The following is a 19,054-nucleotide window of genomic DNA, read 5'->3' on the forward strand; positions in this document are numbered from 1 at the left end:
ACTCTGCATCAATATATAGGGTTTCGAAAAGTTCCTTTTGGCACAAAAATGCCCGGGCGAGAGGCCCGGGCATTGGTCCAGAAATGACTGGAAATCGACAGCACGATCGGAGCGCCGGTCCGGCGCTCGGAGCGTATGTGATCAGGCGTTTTCTTCGCCGCCTTCGAACTCGGCATTCGGATCGAAGAAGTTTTCCGGCCGCGCATTGTCGTTGATGTCGTCGCCATAAATGGCTTCGGCGGTGGTCAGCGTCTCGCCCTTGGCCTGGCGCTCGGCTTCGTCAGCCGTGCGGGCGATGTTGAGCGTGATGGTGACTTCGACTTCCGGATGCAGCGCGATCGCCACATTGGTGACGCCGATGGTCTTGATTGGCTGGTTGAGCTGGATCTGGTTGCGGTTGACCGTGAAGCCTTCCGCGGTCAGCAGGTCGGCGATGTCGCGCGTCGACACCGAACCGTAGAGCTGACCGGTCTCACCGGCCGAGCGAACGGCGATGAAGCTCTTGCCGTCCAGCTTTTCGGCAACCTCTGCGGCTTCCGACTTGCGCTCGAGGTTGCGGGCTTCGAGCTGGGCGCGCTGGCCTTCGAACTTCTTCTTGTTGGCTTCGTTGGCGCGCAACGCCTTGCCCTGCGGCAGCAGGAAGTTGCGGGCGAAACCGTCCTTGACCTTGACGGTATCGCCCATCTGGCCGAGGCGGGAGACGCGTTCGAGAAGGATGACGTCCATGATTATGTTCCTTTTGGTTGGGCGTCCGTCCACAAGGCCGACGCCGAATTCTTTGGAACAGGTCAGGAAGCAAAAGGGCGTTGCCGCCGGTGTCGCTGTCCTGCCTGTCGCGGCAGTTAGAGGGTTTTGACCTCAACTCGGGATTTGGCGCTAACCGGTCATGCCCGTCATGGCCGGTGACAGGAACGGGCGGCGAACCGCCCGTTCGGAAGAATTAGCGAACCACGTAGGGCAGCAGGCCGAGGAAACGGGCGCGCTTGATCGCCTTGGCGAGCTCGCGCTGCTTCTTCTGGCTGACCGCGGTGATGCGCGACGGCACGATCTTGCCGCGCTCGGAAATGTAGCGCTGCAAAAGACGCACGTCCTTGTAGTCGATCTTCGGGGCGTTGGCGCCGGAGAACGGGCAGGTCTTGCGGCGGCGATGGAAAGGGCGCCGGGTCGGGATCTGGTTGATGTCGACCATTATTCTGCACCCCCTTCAAAACCTTCGCGTGGACGGCGCGGACCACGGTCGCCGCCTTCGCGATCGCCGAACGAACGCGGGCCACGATCGCCGCGGTCGCCGAAGCTGCGGGCCGGCCGATCGCCACGGTCGCGATCGCCGAAGCCACCGCGCTCGGAGCGCTCTTCGCGCTTCTGCATCATGGCCGAAGGGCCTTCCTCATGCGCCTCGACCTTGATGGTCAGGAAGCGCAGCACGTCCTCGGACAGACCCATCTGGCGCTCCATCTCGTTGAGCGCTGCCGGCGGGCAGGTGAGGTCCATCAGCGTGTAGTATGCCTTCCGGTTCTTGTTGACCCGGTAGGTGAGGGACTTCAGTCCCCAGTTCTCGACCCGGCCGACGGACCCGCCATTCGCTGAGATGACGCCCTTGTACTGTTCGACAAGCGCATCGACCTGCTGCTGCGAGAGGTCCTGCCGGGCAAGAAACACATGTTCGTAAAGAGCCATTATGTCTTGGTGCCTTTCTTCGTTTCTCTCCCGGTTCCCGGCGGCAAAAGCCTCTGCAACTTCTCTGACCCGCATGTGCCTCGAAAGGCGCGGGGAAGAAAGGAGCATGACGAGACGGTCGAGAGCGGAGACACGGGAGGCGGAAACGCTTCTGGCTTCACACGAAGGTTCTCGAAAAAACCTCCGGCCCTCCGTTCAGCCCCCAGCTGGGACCGGCAGATTGGCGGCGTCTATAAAGCAATCCGCTGATAAAGCAAGGCCAAGCGGCATCCCTGATGTCGCAGGCCGCAGGAACCCACGTGGCAGCGCCCGGCAAGGCCGGCGATTTTCCCGGCAACCGGCCCTTAACCGCAATGTCAGGTCGCACAGGGTCGAGCCCGTCGTCAACGGTCGCTAACCGCACCCATTACAGCGCCTCCGCCTCGAATCCCAGCGACTATTATGCCATCAATGATCCGGCCAAGCTGCCGAACGTGTTTCTGCAGATCGCCAACAAATTTTCGAAGCTGCAATTGACGAACTGAGCAGCTGATCCGAGGGCGGGCGGCAGGGGAAATTAAGCGCCCGCCGATCGGCTCAACTCGTATGGGCGACGATCTTGTCGACCGTCTCGGGGAAGAAGTCGGGCGCGGCATGGCGCTTGCCGAACATCATGTCGTACTGGATCAGCCGGAAGTCGCTGATCGCCGGGTCAATCTCTTTCTGACGCGACCAGTCTGGCGTGGCCGCCCCGGCCGGCGTGAGCAGCAGGTTGCGGTCGACGACACGATAGCGCTCCCGCATCTCGCCAAGGAAGCCGGTGTAGTAAGGGTGGGTGATGCCGGCGGCGGTGAGGATATGATAGGGCAGGAACGCGGGGCTGACCGTGCCCAGATTCTCGACCGGGCCGGAGCGGTTCGACCAGATGATCAGCGGTGTCGCGTGATGTTCGAGGGCGGCCTCCGGCGTTGGTTCCTTGCGCGGCGCGACGTTGTCCTTCAGGAAGCCGGTCTCGACATAGACCGGTCCGAGCGGCGGCAGGTGGTCACCGAAAAAGGCGACAATCGTCGGCCGCTCGCGCCTCTTGGCCCATTCGATCAGCCGTTCAAGGCCGCGGTCCGCGTCGGCTGAACCTTCGGCGTAGGAGAGCAGCGAGTCGCGCGCCCACTGGCTGATCGGCGCTTGCACCGAATGGGTCGGATTCGAATAACGGTTCGGTTCATAGGGGCCGTGGTTCTGCAGACTGACGGCGAAGAAGAACACCGGGTCCTCGCTGGCGTCCGCTTCGCGTATGATCTCGTCGGTCATCGCCGCGTCGGATGCCAGCGGTCCGCGCTTTTCCATGGGCGGCAGCGTCTCTTCCGATTTGAAGTCGTTGAAACCGAAATCGGCATAGACCGCGCCGCGGTTCCAGAACCAGTTCGTGCCTGGATGGATGGCGCGTGCCCTATAGCCTTGGCTCTTCAGGAAGGTCGCCATCGACGGCGTCGGGGTGCGGACATATTGCTGGTAGGGGATGCTGCCGGCCGGCAGGAAAGCATTGGAAAAGCCGGTCAGCGCTTCGAATTCGATGTTGGCGGTCATGCCGCCGAATTCGGGCGAGAACATCGAGCCCGAGCGGAGCGCCCGCACATTGGGCATCGGATCGGGAGTGATGGTGACTCCGGGCAGCTTGGTTGGATCCCAGAAGGATTCGCTCATGACGATGATGATGTCCGGCTTCTGGGCCGGCACCGAGGCGGTCACCTCGGGCCGCTCGATCGCCGCGATCGCCTTGTCGGAATAGCCCGGCGGTGCCGAGACATGCGCCATCGGCACGTTGAGCGCGAAGGCGAGCGCGAAGCCGTTGGAGGCGTAGTTTTCCTTCTGGTCCCACATGATCGGGATGATCTGCAGCCGGTCCCTGGTCCACGAGAAGGTGGCGTAATCCATGATCGAGACGAAGAAGGCGAGCAGCGGCACCGCCAGCGTCAGCCGGGCAAGGCGGCCTTTGCGGCTGAGGGCCGGAACCTTGCGGCGCCATAGCCGCCAGCCGTAGACGAGCAGGGACAGGCCGGCGACGATGCCCGCGACCATGGCCAGCGCTGTCATTGGCCGCTCGCGCACCAAGAGCGGCAGCAGGGCGAAGATCTGGCGGGCGTAGAGGAAATCCGTCGGGTAGAGCGGATCGCCGAGATAATGCGACTTCTGGTGGCCGACAAAGGCCAGCGACAAGGTCAGCGGCGCGACGATCATCAGGCTCTGATGGCTGCGGCCGAGCACCGCGTCGAGACCGATCAGGACCAGCGCGAAGACGACGATAGTTGTCCAGCCCGGCTTGAACGGCTGCAGGAAGAAGAAAACGGTGCCGGCGACATCGCCGCGCACGATCAGTTCGATGGCGAACACCAAGACGGCCGAGATCGCCAGGCTGATCAGCCCGTAGCGGACAACAGGCCATCTACGGCCCGGCAGATAGCCGGTGGACGGATCGTCTTCCAGGAACTGCGGCGCCGCGTTGCCGGCACGTTTGAAACTCTTTGCCACTTCAACTTCCCGCCCAAAGACAACCCACGTCATTCGATTGTCATATAATTGTCACGCAAAGCTAGCGCCTGTGGCGGAAATAAGAAGAGCCAGCGAACGATTCGTGAGCGGTTTTCATCAGGTGTGATCGCCAAAAAGCCTTTCGGAACAGGCACTCGCGCGGGGATGGGCCCATTGGCATGGGCTGAAGTGGCTTGACTTGGCGGCCTGCCTTGCGTCACAGGCAGGGAAAATTCGTAGTATCAGGCAAGCAAAACCAGTCAGGGGAGCCCTCGCATGGCCGTTGCATTCACCTTTCCGGGACAGGGTAGCCAGGCTGTCGGCATGGGCAAGGATCTTGCCGATGCCTTTCCCGAGGCACGCAGGATTTTCCAGGAAGTCGATGACGCGCTCGGCGAAAACCTGTCGAAGCTGATCTGGGAAGGGCCCGAAGAGACGCTGACGCTGACGGCCAACGCGCAGCCGGCGCTGATGGCGGTGTCGCTTGCCGCCATCAGGGCGCTGGAATCGCGCGGCTTCTCGCTGAAGGACAAGGTCGCTTATGTCGCCGGCCATTCGCTGGGCGAATATTCGGCACTCGCCGCCGCCGGCTTCGTTTCCGTTGCCGATGCCGCCCGCCTGCTGCGCATCCGCGGCAACGCCATGCAGGCAGCGGTGCCGGCCGGCGAGGGCGCCATGGCGGCGATCATCGGGTTGGAGCAGGCCGATGTCGAAGCCGCCTGTGCTGAGGCCGCCCTTGGGGCCGGCAAGGGGGCCGTCTGCCAGGTGGCGAACGACAATGGCGGCGGCCAACTGGTCATATCAGGGGCGAAGGCGGCGGTTGAACTGGCAGCGAAACTGTGCACCGAAAAAGGCGCCAAACGGGCGCTGATGCTGCAGGTTTCGGCGCCCTTCCATTCCGCGCTGATGACGCCAGCCGCCAATGTCATGCGCGAGGCACTTGCCGGCGTGACAAAGACCGCGCCAATCGTTCCCGTGGTGTCCAACGTATCGGTGCAGCCGTCGACAGATCCCGACGGGATCGCCGGGCGGCTGGTCGAGCAGGTGACCGGTCGCGTCCGCTGGCGCGAAACGGTGGAGTGGTTCGGCGCCAACGGCGTCACCACGCTTTACGAGATCGGTGCCGGCAAGGTGCTTTCAGGACTGGCTCGTCGCATCAACCGCGACATCGCCACCGCCTCCGTGGGTTCCGCAGCCGAGGTCGAGGCGGCTATGGCTGCGCTGTGACTTGAATTCTTCGCCGCCGACATCTTCTTTGACGAGTTTTTGGAGATATCGGATTGGGAATTACCGCGTAATCTGCGACGTAAAGGACAAGCGGCTGGTCATTCTGGTGGTAACGATTGGCCATCGGGGTGATGTTTATCGATAACCGTCCGTACGATTTGAGAAGAGGACAAGAGATGTTCGAACTGACCGGCCGCAAGGCGCTTGTCACCGGCGCATCGGGGGGCATCGGCGAGGCGATCGCCAGGGTGTTGCATGCGCAAGGCGCGACCGTTGGCCTGCACGGCACGCGCGTTGAGAAACTGGAGACGCTGGCCTCCGAACTGGGCGACCGGGTCAAGCTGTTCCCGGCCAACCTGTCGAACCGTGACGAGGTCAAGGCACTCGGCCAGAAGGCGGAGGCCGATCTTGAGGGCGTCGACATTCTGGTCAACAATGCCGGCATCACCAAGGACGGCCTGTTCGTGCGCATGTCGGACGCCGACTGGGATACGGTGCTGGAGGTCAATCTCACCGCCGTTTTCCGGCTGACCCGTGAACTCACTCACCCGATGATGCGCCGCCGCCATGGCCGTATCATCAACATCACTTCGGTGGTCGGGGTGACCGGCAATCCCGGCCAGGCGAATTACTGCGCCTCCAAGGCCGGCATGATCGGCTTGTCCAAATCGCTGGCGCAGGAGATCGCCACCCGCAACATCACGGTCAACTGCGTCGCGCCGGGCTTCATCGAATCGGCGATGACCGACAAGCTCAACGACAAGCAGAAGGAGGCGATCATGGCGGCGATCCCCACCAAGCGCATGGGCACCAGTGCCGAAGTGGCGTCCGCCGTTGCTTATCTGGCTTCGAACGAGGCCGCCTACGTAACCGGGCAGACCATACATGTGAATGGCGGTATGGCGATGATCTGAGCGAGGCCCGACAGCAACGCCGACGGGCTGTGAAAACCCACCATTTCGGCTTGGACCTCGGCTATTTTTCGTGTAATGCGGCCCGCAACCCGGCGGTTCGGGCAAAAACCGGTCCGTGGCCGTTGCGTTTCCGGCAGGACCATCTTTCAGCTTGATTAGCGGCATTCCGCCCGCTAACGAAGACAGACAAACAATAGACGAGGATGCCCCAAATGAGTGACACCGCAGAGCGCGTCAAGAAGATCGTCATCGAGCACCTTGGCGTCGATGCCGACAAAGTGACGGAGCAGGCGAGCTTCATCGATGATCTGGGCGCTGACAGCCTCGACACGGTTGAACTCGTCATGGCGTTTGAAGAAGAATTCGGCGTCGAGATCCCCGATGACGCGGCCGAGACCATCCTGACGGTCGGCGATGCGGTGAAGTACATCGACAAGGCTTCGGCCTGACGCTTTTCGCAGTCGTCACCGGGAGGACCTGCGATGAGGCGTGTCGTCGTCACGGGCCTTGGCCTGGTTTCGCCGTTCGGTATGGGCTTCGAGCACGGCTGGAAGGAACTGCTGACCGGCCGCAGCGCTGCCAAGCGCGTCACCGAGTTCGAGGTGGACGATCTTGCCTGCAAGATCGCCCACGTCATTCCGCGCGGCGACGGCTCCAACGGCACGCTCAATCCCGAAGCCATTCTTGAGCCGAAGGAACTTCGCAAGATCGGCGACTTCATCCTGTACGGGATCGCGGCCGCCGATGAAGCGCTGAAGGATTCCGGCTGGCAGCCTTCAACCGAGGAGGAGCGTTGCGCCACCGGTGTGCTGATCGGCTCCGGTATCGGCGGTCTTGAGGGCATCGCCGAGAACGCGATCATCCTCAAGGAACGCGGCCCGCGTCGCATCAGCCCGTTCTTCATTCCCGGAAACATCATCAATCTCGTGTCGGGCCAGGTTTCGATCCGGCACGGGTTGAAAGGCCCCAACCACGCTGTCGTCACCGCTTGCTCGACCGGCGCGCACGCCATTGGCGACGCCGCCCGGCTGATCATCTTCGGCGATGCCGACATCATGCTGGCTGGCGGCGCCGAATCGCCGGTGACCCGGCTGTCGCTCGCCGGCTTCGCCGCATGCCGGGCGCTGTCGACCGAGCGCAACGATACCCCGCAAACGGCCTCGCGGCCCTATGACCGCGACCGTGACGGCTTCGTCATGGGCGAGGGCGCCGGCGTCCTCGTGCTGGAGGAGCTTGAGCATGCCAAGGCGCGCGGCGCCAAGATCTATGCCGAGGTGACCGGCTACGGCCTGACCGGCGACGCCTATCACATCACCGCACCGGCTGAAGATGGCGATGGCGCTTTCCGTTGCATGACGGCGGCGTTGAACCGGGCAAAGCTTACGCCGGCCGATGTCGACTACATCAATGCGCACGGCACCTCGACCATGGCCGATACGATCGAACTCGGCGCCGTCGAGCGGCTGGTCGGCGATGCGGCGTCGAAGATTTCGATGTCGTCGACCAAGTCGTCGATCGGCCATTTGCTGGGAGCGGCAGGCGCGGCCGAAGCGATCTTTTCGATCCTCGCCATCCGCGACAATATCGCACCGGCGACCATCAACCTCGACAATCCAGAACGCGAAACGGCGATCGACCTGGTGCCGAACAAGCCACGCGCCCGCCAGATCGACGTGGCACTGTCCAATTCCTTCGGCTTCGGTGGCACCAACGCCTCGCTCGTCTTCCAGCGGTATAATGGCTGACGGTCCGGTTACCGGGCAATGCTTTGGCGTGTCGTCAATTTTGCCATATTCGCCCCTACTCTGCCGCAGGGGATTCGTTGAGAGATCGAACGGTAGGGCGACATGAACACTAATCCGTCGGGCAACGGAGAATTCGGGCAAAGGCCGGCGAACACCGGGCCGATCGTGCCGAAGACGGCCAGCGAAGCCTTGCGGCCGGAAGCCGGAACACCGCCGCCGAAACGCTCGCGTGCTTCGCGCAGCCAGGTCGTCGTGTTCATGAACTTCGTCATCTCGGCGGTGATGCTGATCGTTCTGGCGGCGGGCGTGGCCCTCTATTTCGGCAAGCAGGAGTTTACCGAACCCGGCCCATCCGCCAATGGCGACACTTTCCTCGTCAAGCCCAGCACCGGCGTCCAGGACATTGCCGACCAGCTCGAGCGCCGCGGATTGATCAGCGACGCCCGCGTATTCCGCCTCGGGGTGCGTGCCTTCGGCAACGATTCCGCGCTCAAGGCCGGTGAGTACGAGATCAAGCCCAGGGCATCCATGCGCGACATCATGGAACTGCTGAAGAGCGGCAAGTCGGTGATGTATTCGCTGACTATTCCCGAGGGGCTGACGGTCGAGCAGGCCTTGCAGCGCATCGCCGACGAACCGGCTTTGAGCGGCGATATGCCGGCGAAGACACCCCCTGAAGGCAGCCTTGCCACCGACACGCTGCGCTTCACACGTGGCGCAACGCGTCAGCAGATGGTCGACAAGCTGCTCGCCGATCAGAAGAAACTGGTCGATGAGGTGTGGCAGCGGCGCGCGCCGGATCTGCCCCTGGCCAGCGTCGAGGACTTTGTCACCTTGGCCTCGATCGTCGAGAAGGAAACCGGCAAGGGCGACGAACGCTCGCGCGTGGCCGCCGTCTTCCTGAACCGGTTGGCCAAGGGCATGCGCCTGCAGTCCGATCCGACCATCATCTACGGTCTGTTTGGCGGCAAGGGCAAGCCGGCGGATCGCCCGATCTATCAGTCCGACATCCAGAAGCAGACGCCTTACAACACCTATGTGATCAGCGGCTTGCCGCCGACGCCCATCGCCAATCCAGGCCGCGCGGCCCTCGAGGCCGTGGCCAACCCGTCGAAGACCGACGATCTCTATTTCGTCGCCGACGGCACGGGCGGTCACGTCTTTGCCTCGACGCTGAACGAGCATAATGAAAACGTCGCCCGCTATCGCGCGCTGCAGAAGAAGCAGGCCGATGAGGCAGCCAAGGCCGCTGCTGCCGCCGGTGCCAGCGGCAGTGCCGACAAGCCTGCTGACGACAAGCCAGCTGACGAGAAGCCAGCTGACGAGAAGCCAGCTGACGAGAAGCCTGCCATTGACAGCGGCATCGATGGCGACAATGGCGATGCTGGCGGTGATGCGGGCGCGGCCCAGTAAGGCGAAGAAAAGCGTTGCCTGGAAGGCGGCGGCCTGACATTTGAAGGAACGCCAGGCGTCTAATTTCGACGTATTCGCGGAATGGTCATTTTAAGTTAAGCCGCACTCGTCCCTCCGGAAAACCGGTTTCGGGGTGAGGCGCCAGGGATGTGCAGGCGACATGAATTTGCAGAGCATGACCGGTTTTGCGCGCGCCGTCGCCGAGCATGACGGCACCTCCATTGCCTGGGAAGTCAAATCCGTCAACGGCAAGAGCGTCGAGGTGCGATTGCGGCTGCCTCAGGGGTTCGAGCGGTTGGAGCCTGTGCTTCGGCAAACGCTGCAGAAGCGTTTCGCGCGCGGCAACTTCCAGGCGACGTTGACCATCGGCCGTGCCGCCGGCGCGCAGGCGCAACCAGTCGTCAACGAGGTGTTTTTGAAAGATCTCGCCGGCCTGGCCAAGCGATTGCAGGAACAGTTCGGCGTCGCGCCCGCAACGGCTGACGGTTTGCTGTCGCTGCGTGGTGTGCTCGACGTTCCCGAAACCATCGAAACCGACGAGGCGCGGGCCGCGCTCGACACCGCCATCATGGCCGCGCTCGACGTGGCGCTGAACGGCCTGGAACAGGCCCGGCAGGGCGAAGGTGCCGCATTGGCCCTGCTTTTGTCCGGTCATATCGACGTCATCGAGACACTGACCCTGCGCGCGGAAGCGGATCCGTCGCGCGATACGGCGGCGATCCGCGAACACATCGCCGAGCAGGTCAGGCTGTTGATGGATGCATCCGCCAATCTGGATGCAAGCCGATTGCACATGGAGGCGGCGTTTCTTGCCACCAAGGCCGATATTCGCGAGGAGATCGACCGGCTGAAAACGCATGTCGCGTCTGGCCGGGCCTTACTCGAGGGCGGCGGCGCCGTTGGCCGCAAGCTCGATTTTCTGGCACAGGAATTTAACCGCGAATCGAATACGCTGTGTTCGAAGTCGAATGCCGCCGCCGTCACCGCGATCGGACTGGAACTGAAGGCGGTCGTCGACCAGTTTCGCGAACAGGTCCAGAATCTGGAGTAGCCGATGGTTGCCAAGGAACCGATGGTTGCCAGGGATTTGGGGTCCCGCATCCGCCGCCGGGGGTTGATGCTCGTCCTGTCGTCACCATCGGGTGCCGGCAAGTCGACGATCGCTCGCAACCTTCTGGAGAGCGATTCCAGCCTCGAACTGTCAGTCTCGGTCACCACAAGGCCTCGCCGCGGCTCGGAAATCGAGGGCGTTCACTACCATTTCCGCACGATGCGCGAATTCGAGCGGCTGCGTGATTCCGACGCGCTGCTCGAATGGGCCGAGGTGCATGGCAATTGCTATGCGACGCCGCGCGAACCTGCCGAATTGGCGCTGGCGCAGGGACGCGACATGCTGTTCGACATCGACTGGCAGGGCGCCCAGCAGCTCAAGGAGAAGATGCGCGCCGACATCGTCTCGATCTTCATTCTGCCTCCGTCGATGAAGGAATTGAAGGCGCGGCTGAAGCGCCGCGCTGAGGATCAGGAAGCGGTGATCGAGACGCGGCTGAAGAACGCCCGCAACGAGATCGAGCACTGGAAGGAATATGACTTCGTCATCGTCAACGACGATCTAGACCGTGCTTTCGCCGAAGTGCGCGGCATCGTCGTGGCAGAGCGGCTGCGCCGCGACCGCCGGCCAGGTCTTTTCGATTTCGTGTCGGGCTTGCTGGACGAGAAGACGGATTGACCGCTTTTTCCTTCTCCCGGATAGCCCTGCGTGAGCGGCGAGAAGAGAGCTACACCGCATTGGTCAGCCGCAAGAACTCCTCGACGCTAAGCGTTTCGGCGCGTCGTGTCGGGTCGATCCCCACTCGTTCGAGCAAGGCCTCGCCGCCGAGGCTTTTCACGCTCTGCCGTAGCATTTTTCGGCGTTGGCCGAAGGCGGCTTCCGTGACCCGAGCGAGTTTCTTCACATCGCCGGGCAGGGGTGTCGCGCGGGGCTCGAGATGCACCACCGAAGAGGTGACCTTGGGCGGTGGCGTGAAGGCCTGAGGCGGCACGTCGAAGGCGATCCTGGCCTGCGTGCGCCAGCCAGCGAGCACACCCAGCCTGCCATAGGCGTCGCTGTCGGGCGCTGCGACGATACGCTGGGCGACCTCGCGCTGGAACATCAATGTCATCGAGGCGTAAAAGGGCGGCCAGTCCGTGACCGTCAGCCATCGGACCAGCAGTTCCGTGCCGATGTTGTAGGGCAGATTGGCCACGATCCGCACCTGCCTACTATCTCCAGCCGCCGCGGCGAGGGCGGCGAAGTCGGTCTTCAGCGCGTCGCCCGAAATCACCTCCAGCCGGCCGGGGTAATGAGCCGAGACTTCGGCAAGCGCTGCCAGGCAGCGTTCGTCGCGCTCTATGGCGACGACCCGGCGGGCGCCGTTGGAAAGCAGCGCTCGCGTCAGCCCTCCGGGCCCGGGCCCGACCTCGATCACCGTGGCATTTGTCAGGTCGCCGGCGCTGCGCGCGATCTTGCCTGTCAAATTGAGGTCGAGCAGGAAGTTCTGCCCAAGCGCCTTTTTCGCCTGCAGTCCATGACGCTCGATGACGTCGCGCAGCGGCGGCAGCCCATCGATGCTCATGCGGCCGCCGCCCTTGCGTCGGTGTCGGCGAGTTTTCTGGCGAGCTTCAGCGCCGCGATCAGGCTGTCGGGCCGCGCAATGCCCTTGCCGGCGATGTCGAAGGCGGTGCCGTGGTCGGGCGAGGTGCGGATGAAGGGCAGCCCCAGCGTGACGTTGACCGCCTCGTCGAAGGCCAGCGCCTTGGCCGGGATCAAGGCCTGATCGTGATACATGCAAAGCGCCGCGTCGTAGCCCGCCCGCGCCCGGGCATGGAACAGCGTGTCGGCGGGCAGGGGGCCGAAAGCATCGATGCCTTCGGCGCGCAGGATGTCGACCGCCGGGCGCACGATGTGCTCGTCTTCCGTGCCCATCGAGCCGCCTTCGCCGGCATGCGGATTGAGGCCGGCAATGGCGAGCCGCGGCCTGGCGATGCCGAAGCGGCTGGCAAGGTCGGCCGCGGTGATGCGCGCGGTCGCGACGATCAATTCGGTGCTCAGGACCTTCGGCACCTCGGCCAGGGCGATGTGGATGGTGACGGGAACCGTGCGCAGGTCGGGGCCTGCCAGCATCATTACCGGCATCGCCTCGACGCCGCTGTGCCGAGCCGCGAGATGCGCCAAATATTCGGTGTGGCCGGGAAAAAGGAAGCCCGCATCATAGAGCGGCTTCTTGGCAATCGGGCAGGTCACGACCGCGGCGGCCTCACCGGCAAGGCAGGCGGCGACCGCTCGGTCGATCGCTTCGACGGTGCCGGCCGCATTGGCCGGGTCCGGCCGGCCGGGGCTGTCGATGAAGCGCGCCGTCAGCGGAACGATGGGCAAGGCGTGGCCAAAGACCTCGATCGCCTGCACCGGCGTCACCTCCTCGACGGGCAGCAAAACGCCAAGGTGGCGCGCGCGCGCGGCGACCACAGCCGGGTCGGCCAGCAGATAGAACGGGGGCAAGCCGACAGCGTCACGCGCAAGGAAGGCGGCGATGGCTATTTCAGGGCCGATACCGGATGGGTCGCCGACACTCAACGCCAGCGCGGTCATCGCGCTACTCACGTCAGCGCTTGACGATGCGGGCTTTGGCCTTCAGTTCGTCGACATATTTCTTGCTGAGATCGTCGGCGGCCTTGTCGTTGGAGCCTTCGCTCTGGAACACCATCTGGGCGGTCTTGTCGTCCGACACTTCGCGCGACGAGCAGATGCCGATGAATTCGACGCCGCGTTCGGTCTCGCGCGTAACGGTGGCGCCGCCGACCTTGGTCGCTTTGATTTGCTCGGCCCAGTCTGGCGGCAGTTGCGGCGCCAGAACCCGGCCGAGATCACGAACCGTGACGTCGATCAGGCCCTTGGCGAACTCGCGCGTCGTGTTGCAGCCGTTGAAGCGAGCGCGCATGGCGTCGGCCTCGCGCTTGCGCTTGGCCAGCGTCGCGCTGCGTTCGGCCGCCGGCACGACGAAGATGACCTGCTGCAGCATGTATTCCATGGCGCTCGGCTTGGCGCCGCCCTTGTCGAGCATGCGTCGCACCGCGTCCTGTTCGGTCACGCTGCCGCCTTCGCCGGAACGGTAGCGCGCGCTCAAGGCCTGGTTCCAGGCCATCTGGGCGCGGATGAACTCCTTGAAATGGTCCTTGCCGACGCCGGATTTTTCCATGACGCCGTCGAGCTGGCCGCGCTGCATCTTGTTGTTGGTGGCAAAGCGCTGATAGGCGGCCTCGACCTGTGCATCGCTGATGCGGATGCCAAGCCGCCTGGCCTCGGCGAGCCGGAGCGTCTGGTCGATCATTTCCTGGCCAGCATCACCCTTTTTGCGCTGCAGCTTCAGGAAGGCGGCACGATGGGCGATATCACCGGTGGTGATCGGTATGTCGTTGACGACGTATTTGATCTCGCTGGCGAAAGCCGGCGGCGTCATGACGGTCATTGACACGGATGTCGCCGCCACAAGCAACGCGAACCCTGCTGAAAAGAGGTATTTCCTCATCCTTGGCATCCCAATTCTATTCCCGGCTCCGCCAGTTCCGTCCCCTTCCGGATGGGCGAATCCGTGCCAGCCCTATGCGGCGAAACGATGTCGCCGCCTATTGGATGGTGTCGACTCCGTTGCTCGACGAGCCGAAGTCGCCGAGGGTGCGGAACGAGAGGTTGAATCCGATGCTTTGCGTCACTTCCCTGGTGTTCAGGTCACGCGACTGTGCGTACGTCATCAGATAGGTGAAGCAGGAATCGTTGTAGGCGAAGCCCACCCCGTCCTTGACCAGCAGGCCCTCCTGCAAATCGTAGGTTCCTGTCCCGAACACGCGCCAGTTCTCGGCAAGATGCGTGGATGCGCCGAGCGTGACCTCGTGACGGTCGGTGGTGAAACCGTAGAGCGGCTGCGCCTGGATGAAGGCATACTTGGCGCTCAACGATACCGGCAGGCCGGAATAGGCAGCTTTCAGCTCGGCGCGGCGGATCTCGAAGCTCTGTTCGTCGAACCGGCCGCTGACCGAAGCCGCGAATCCATTGGGGCTGGTTATGCCAAACAGGCCGACATAGTCGGACTTGGTGGTCTCAAGGCCTGAATTTGCGCCGACATTGACCAGATCGGGTGCCGCGAAGGAGTTCTCGCCGCCAATTTGATAGGATTGGCCGAAGATGGCATTGGTGCCCCAGCCATTGATGTAGGAGCCGGAATAGCGCAGCCCGACATTGGCACGCGAGCCGCCCTCGATACGGTCATAACCGGAGAACTTGTCGCGCTCGAACAGCGTGGTCGCATCGAAAACCATGCTCTGCGCGTCTTCGTTCGGAATGGAGAGGCCGCCGACATACTGTTCGTTCGGACGCAGGAACACCTGTGCCATCGGCTCGACAACGTGGCTCGAGCCGCTGGCCAGCGAGAACAACAGCGGCCAGCTCATCTCGAGCCCGGCAGTCGCCATGTAGCGGGCAAAGGACGAGCGCATGTCGTCCTGCTGGCCCAAATTCGTCGCCATCTGGTTGATCGCGGTGAGCGAGGCCGACGACGCTCTGACATAGTCGACGTCGCCTTGCAGCGCCAGCAACGGTGTCAGCACCAGCCCGTCGTCGGTGACAAAGCTCCGTTTCCACTCGGCCTCGGCGGTGAGGCGGCTGGACTCGCCTTCGATGCCGCGCACGCGTTGCGTACCCGAGCCGGGAACGTACGGGGTAAAGTAGGTCTCGTCGAGATCTTCGCGGCGGATGACGCGCGTGTTGACGTTGAGCGACAACTGGCCGCCGGCGACCGATGTGTCGGGGATATAGGCATAGTCGAGCGAGGGCAGCACCCAGGGCTGCTGGCCGCTCCGCGCGGCGGCATTGTCGTTGGGCGTATCTTCCTGGACCTCGAAATGCATGGCGCGCACGTCGAAATAATTACGGTCGTTGAGGCCGGTCAAATAGACCGACGACTGGTGGACGTATGAATTGTACTTGGCGATGTTGTAGGTGTTCGAGAAATTCTTGTCGGTCTGCAGCAACACGTCCCAGCCGAAATTCCAGCGTTCGTTAATGGCGAACTGCCCTTGCGTGCCCATCATGCCGCGGAACTTGTTCGGATCGCCCACCGCGCCGGAATCGATATTGTGGCCAGCGGTCGAGGGGAACGCGGCGCTGTCGAGGAAGTCGTCCGGATTCTGCTGCTGGATCCCGGCAACCTTGAATGTGTATTCGCCATTGTTGAAGCGCTGGCGCCATTCGGCTTCGCCGAGGAAGCCCTGCTTGGTGTAACCGCTTCCGGTCACCGTCAGATCATATGTCGGCGAAAGGGCGAAATAATAGGGAACCTTGACGCTATACCCCAGATGGCTGTTGTAGCCGATGCTGGGGATCAGGAATCCGCTCTTGCGCTTCACCGTGGGATCGGCGATCTCGAACGCCGGCAGGTAGGCCAGCGGAAAGCCGAAGAACTCGAAATTCGCGTTCTCGAAGCGAACCGTCTTCTTCTCACCGTTCCAGATGATCTTCCTGGCTTTGACGCGCCATGTCGGCGCCTTGTCGGGCTTGTCCTCGCACGGTTCGCAAGCGGTGTAGACGCCATTGTGGAAGGTGGTCAGCACGCCGCCCATGCGTTCGGCGCTTTCGGCGGCGAAATAGGCCTTGTCGACCGTTTCAACGCGCAGCGCGTTGACGAAACCGTCGGCGAAATCGTCGGTGATGTCGATGTGTTGTGAATTGATCTTGGTGCCGTCGCTGTTGACGATCTCGACATTGCCGCTGGCAACCATCCGCTTGGTGTTGCGGTTGTAGACGACCTTCTGGGCGACGAGGCGGTTGCCGCCATAGTCGATCTGCACGCCGCCGACGGCGGTCACGGTCTGGTTGTCGTTGTTGTATTCCAGCGTGTCGGCGGCCAGCAGCATCTGCGAACCGGATGGAACGGTGGTCGCCAAGTTGCCGACCTCCTGCGCGAAGGCCGGCAGCGGGACGCCGCAGGCAAGCAGGCACGCCAAGGCGCTCGCCGCATAAAGGCGCGCCAAATGGGCCTGCCTGTCGCTGGGCAAAAACGCCTCCCTCACTAGCCGTCTTCCTTGTATAGCAGGAAAGTCACCCCGAAGAACATAGCTACCACGACCGGCACCCAGGCGGCTATGGCAGTCGGCACGAACCCCGCCACGCCGAACGCCTTCACCAGCACCGAAACGACATAAAGCAGAAACCCGGCAACGACGCCACCCAGAATCATCGTTGCCGATTGTCCCATCCTCGCAAATCGCATTGAAACTGTTGCCGCAATCAGCGTCATGGCGACGAGCAGGAACGGCAACGCCACCAGCGAATCAAACTGCATGGCAAAGGCATTTGCCTTGAGGCCGAAGGAACGGGCAACCTCGATTTTTCCGGGCAGGTCATAGAAGGGAATTGTCTCCGGGCGCGCCAGCCGCTCCTGCACGAATTCCGGCTTCAGATTGGTCTGCACACGATCGCTCGCGACGGGCTGGATGGTGCCGTTCCTGAAGGTCTTTACATCCTGCAATTCCCAATAGCCGTCGCGCAGGTAGGCCCGTGCCGCGTCCTTGCGCTCGACGATGTTGCCTTGCTGGTCGAGGATGAAAAACACGGCGTCGGCCATCTCCAGGCCCTGGTCGAGGATAGCCCGCGCGCCGATGATCGTGTCGCCGGAACTGGTTTTCTGGCGAATCCAGGGCGCGGCATCTGCTGAAACGGTATTGGACTTGCCGGAGCGCAGCTCGGTCTCGATCTGTTCGGACAAGGAGAAAGCGTGGGCGGCAAGCGGGTTGATGATCCCGACCGACACGACGCCGAACAGCAATGCGCCGATGCAGCACGGCAAAAGGAACTGCCAGGCGGAGACACCCGCGGACCGCGCGATGACGAGTTCGTAACGCCGGTTGAGCGAAACCAGCGTCGCCATCGCCGAGAACAAGCCGACAAACGGCACCGTCTGCAGCATGATCATGGGCATTCGAAGGCCTGAAATGGCCATCGCCGTCCCATAGGTGAAGCCCGGCAGGCCAGTGGTGCGGCCCGACAATTCCGTGAAATCGATCAGGAACACCAGCGCCAGAAGGCCGATGAAGAACCAGATCGTGATCGCCACGTAACGGAAGAAGAAGTAACGGCCCAGCGTCCAGCCCATCAGCCGACTCCCTGGCCCGAGGTGTCGCGCCTGGACAAACGAGACTTGAGGGCATTCCACCCGTCACCGATGCGGCTGGCCAGGTTTGTCATCCAGTCCGCCCAGGCAACCGGCAGTTCCATGGTCCGGTTCGACACGATGAACCAGATCGCCACCGCGGAAGCCGCGATCGGTATGCCATACACCACATAGGAATATTGCGGGACCTCGTCGGCCTTGCTTGCGGCGAAGAACCCCAGCCAGCGTACGAACAGCGATATCGCGATGGCGGTGATCAGCGGATTGACGCGCGCCTCGCGATGCGAACGCGCGTCTCCCGCGACCGCGAGCGCGATCAGTGCGAAAACCATGGAGTATGTCCATTCCGAAAACCGCTGGTCGATCTCCGCCCGGTACTCCTGCGGACTTTGCTGGTAGTTCTTGTCGTTGGGGCTTGGATTGAGCAGGTACTGGGTGGTCTGGTCTTTTGGCAGGAGCGTCACCTGGTTGGCCGCCGACATGAAGGCCGACATGTCGAAGGCATAGGACGTGAACCGGATAACACTGAGGTCGCCTGTCAGCGTCTTGCGATGGATGACGCCGTCATTCATCATCAGCACCTTTTCGCCGCCCCGCTCGATGATGCTGCCGGTCTTGGCATAATAGACGAGATTGACGCCTTCCTCACGGGAATCGGCGACGAAGATGCCACCCAGCCGGTTGTCGGGAAGCCGCTCGCCAATCTGCAGGAACAGTCCTTCCTCGATCTTGCGGAAGGTGCCTTCCTGAATGATCAGCGACAAAAGGTCGGCGCGCGACTCCGCCACCAGGGCGCGGTTCTTCTGTCGTGCATAGGGGTCGATGCCGTTGTCCACGGCGAATGAAAAGACGCTGGCGGCCAGCGCCAGCAGCATGATCGGCCGCACGATGGTCCAGCGCGAAGCACCCGATGCATTGACCACCGCGAGTTCCGAATCCGAATTCATCACGCTGAGTGTCTGCGCGACCGCCACCACGAGCGCGAAAGGCACGACGATCGGAACGATAGAAGGGAGAATGAGAGACGCGACCTCGAAGAAGGTCAAGGCCGACTGGCCGCTGTCCGTGACCAGATTGATCTTGGCCAGCACCTGCGTCGTCCACACGATGGCCAGCGTCCAGACCAGCGCTGCGATGAAGACAACGAAAGTGCGCCGCATGATGTAGCGTTCAATGACCTTCATGAAGGCTTTACTCGATTTTCTCGAACGGCATCATGCCACCACGCTAAGGGTAGCTGTCCGGCGACGCCCGCACAACTGGCTCCGTTGGGCTGCATCAGGCAGGCGATCTGGTTCCCGTCCCACGTCGCGTGCCGCAGCGGATCGGAGTGTCGGCGGCAATGGATAAGAAAGGACGAACATCGATGGTT

Annotated in this window: 18 protein-coding genes and 1 pseudogene; 9 read left to right on the forward strand and 10 right to left on the reverse strand. The window is 62.7% G+C overall.

Features of this window, described 5'->3' with window-relative positions; genetic code table 11:
* Window positions 1–141: 141 nt before the first annotated feature.
* The 3 genes from rplI to rpsF all read right to left on the reverse strand — a co-directional run bounded on the left by rplI (window position 142) and on the right by rpsF (window position 1,677).
* The gene (gene rplI, locus FJ954_RS27080; protein WP_015318509.1) at window positions 142–726 is read right to left on the reverse strand and encodes a 50S ribosomal protein L9; all 585 of its coding nucleotides are present in this window, start codon (window positions 724–726) and stop codon (window positions 142–144) included.
* Between the two features lie 214 nt (window positions 727–940).
* Entirely contained in the window at window positions 941–1,189 is a 249-nt protein-coding gene (gene rpsR, locus FJ954_RS27085; protein ID WP_006203718.1) for a 30S ribosomal protein S18, read from the reverse strand.
* On the reverse strand, window positions 1,189–1,677 hold the full coding sequence (rpsF, locus tag FJ954_RS27090; protein ID WP_015318508.1) for a 30S ribosomal protein S6: 489 nt from the start codon (window positions 1,675–1,677) through the stop codon (window positions 1,189–1,191). Before rpsF ends, rpsR begins: the two co-directional genes overlap by 1 nt.
* Window positions 1,678–1,952: 275 nt before the next feature.
* Between rpsF and FJ954_RS27095 the strand changes: the two genes are divergently transcribed.
* Entirely contained in the window at window positions 1,953–2,201 is a 249-nt protein-coding gene (locus FJ954_RS27095; RefSeq protein ID WP_140664622.1) for a hypothetical protein, read from the forward strand.
* Window positions 2,202–2,253: 52 nt separating this feature from the next.
* On the opposite strand, the gene FJ954_RS27100 is transcribed toward FJ954_RS27095, so the two are convergent.
* On the reverse strand, window positions 2,254–4,215 hold the full coding sequence (locus FJ954_RS27100) for an LTA synthase family protein (protein ID WP_140664625.1): 1,962 nt from the start codon (window positions 4,213–4,215) through the stop codon (window positions 2,254–2,256).
* A 243-nt stretch (window positions 4,216–4,458) separates the two neighbouring features.
* Between FJ954_RS27100 and fabD the strand changes: the two genes are divergently transcribed.
* The 8 genes and pseudogenes from fabD to gmk all read left to right on the forward strand — a co-directional run bounded on the left by fabD (window position 4,459) and on the right by gmk (window position 11,210).
* Complete coding sequence (gene fabD / locus FJ954_RS27105; RefSeq protein WP_140664628.1) at window positions 4,459–5,409, forward strand: ACP S-malonyltransferase; 951 nt, start codon at window positions 4,459–4,461, stop codon at window positions 5,407–5,409.
* Window positions 5,410–5,431: 22 nt separating this feature from the next.
* Window positions 5,432–5,554 (forward strand): annotated as a pseudogene (locus tag FJ954_RS32165) (type II toxin-antitoxin system RelE/ParE family toxin); the annotation flags it as partial.
* 31 nt (window positions 5,555–5,585) lie between these two features.
* Window positions 5,586–6,323, forward strand: a complete 738-nt coding sequence (gene fabG / locus FJ954_RS27115; protein ID WP_140664634.1) for a 3-oxoacyl-[acyl-carrier-protein] reductase — start codon at window positions 5,586–5,588, stop codon at window positions 6,321–6,323.
* Window positions 6,324–6,535: 212 nt separating this feature from the next.
* Window positions 6,536–6,772, forward strand: a complete 237-nt coding sequence (locus FJ954_RS27120; RefSeq protein ID WP_006203723.1) for an acyl carrier protein — start codon at window positions 6,536–6,538, stop codon at window positions 6,770–6,772.
* A 33-nt stretch (window positions 6,773–6,805) separates the two neighbouring features.
* Window positions 6,806–8,068, forward strand: a complete 1,263-nt coding sequence (gene fabF, locus FJ954_RS27125) for a beta-ketoacyl-ACP synthase II (RefSeq protein ID WP_023773396.1) — start codon at window positions 6,806–6,808, stop codon at window positions 8,066–8,068.
* A 102-nt stretch (window positions 8,069–8,170) separates the two neighbouring features.
* Entirely contained in the window at window positions 8,171–9,481 is a 1,311-nt protein-coding gene (gene mltG, locus FJ954_RS27130; RefSeq protein ID WP_140664637.1) for an endolytic transglycosylase MltG, read from the forward strand.
* Between the two features lie 160 nt (window positions 9,482–9,641).
* Entirely contained in the window at window positions 9,642–10,532 is an 891-nt protein-coding gene (locus tag FJ954_RS27135; protein ID WP_140664639.1) for a YicC/YloC family endoribonuclease, read from the forward strand.
* A gap of 21 nt (window positions 10,533–10,553) precedes the next feature.
* The gene (gmk, locus tag FJ954_RS27140; RefSeq protein WP_023773399.1) at window positions 10,554–11,210 is read left to right on the forward strand and encodes a guanylate kinase; all 657 of its coding nucleotides are present in this window, start codon (window positions 10,554–10,556) and stop codon (window positions 11,208–11,210) included.
* 49 nt (window positions 11,211–11,259) lie between these two features.
* On the opposite strand, the gene rsmA is transcribed toward gmk, so the two are convergent.
* The 6 genes from rsmA to lptF form a co-directional block, all read right to left on the reverse strand.
* A complete protein-coding gene (gene rsmA, locus FJ954_RS27145) occupies window positions 11,260–12,096 on the reverse strand; it encodes a 16S rRNA (adenine(1518)-N(6)/adenine(1519)-N(6))-dimethyltransferase RsmA (RefSeq protein ID WP_140664642.1) in 837 nt (278 codons plus the stop codon).
* Complete coding sequence (gene pdxA, locus FJ954_RS27150) at window positions 12,093–13,109, reverse strand: 4-hydroxythreonine-4-phosphate dehydrogenase PdxA (protein ID WP_181177928.1); 1,017 nt, start codon at window positions 13,107–13,109, stop codon at window positions 12,093–12,095. The genes rsmA and pdxA overlap by 4 nt, the downstream gene beginning before the upstream one ends.
* A gap of 13 nt (window positions 13,110–13,122) precedes the next feature.
* Complete coding sequence (locus tag FJ954_RS27155; protein WP_181171225.1) at window positions 13,123–14,055, reverse strand: peptidylprolyl isomerase; 933 nt, start codon at window positions 14,053–14,055, stop codon at window positions 13,123–13,125.
* Between the two features lie 88 nt (window positions 14,056–14,143).
* On the reverse strand, window positions 14,144–16,582 hold the full coding sequence (locus FJ954_RS27160; RefSeq protein ID WP_181177929.1) for an LPS-assembly protein LptD: 2,439 nt from the start codon (window positions 16,580–16,582) through the stop codon (window positions 14,144–14,146).
* On the reverse strand, window positions 16,582–17,667 hold the full coding sequence (gene lptG, locus FJ954_RS27165) for an LPS export ABC transporter permease LptG (protein WP_181171237.1): 1,086 nt from the start codon (window positions 17,665–17,667) through the stop codon (window positions 16,582–16,584). The genes FJ954_RS27160 and lptG overlap by 1 nt, the downstream gene beginning before the upstream one ends.
* Window positions 17,664–18,866 (reverse strand): LPS export ABC transporter permease LptF, encoded by a 1,203-nt coding sequence (gene lptF, locus FJ954_RS27170; protein ID WP_015318495.1) that lies wholly within the window; start codon window positions 18,864–18,866, stop codon window positions 17,664–17,666. The genes lptG and lptF overlap by 4 nt, the downstream gene beginning before the upstream one ends.
* Between the last annotated feature and the right edge of the window lie 188 nt (window positions 18,867–19,054).

The organism is Mesorhizobium sp. B2-3-15, assembly GCF_006442875.1.
GTDB classification, from domain to species: domain Bacteria; phylum Pseudomonadota; class Alphaproteobacteria; order Rhizobiales; family Rhizobiaceae; genus Mesorhizobium; species Mesorhizobium australicum.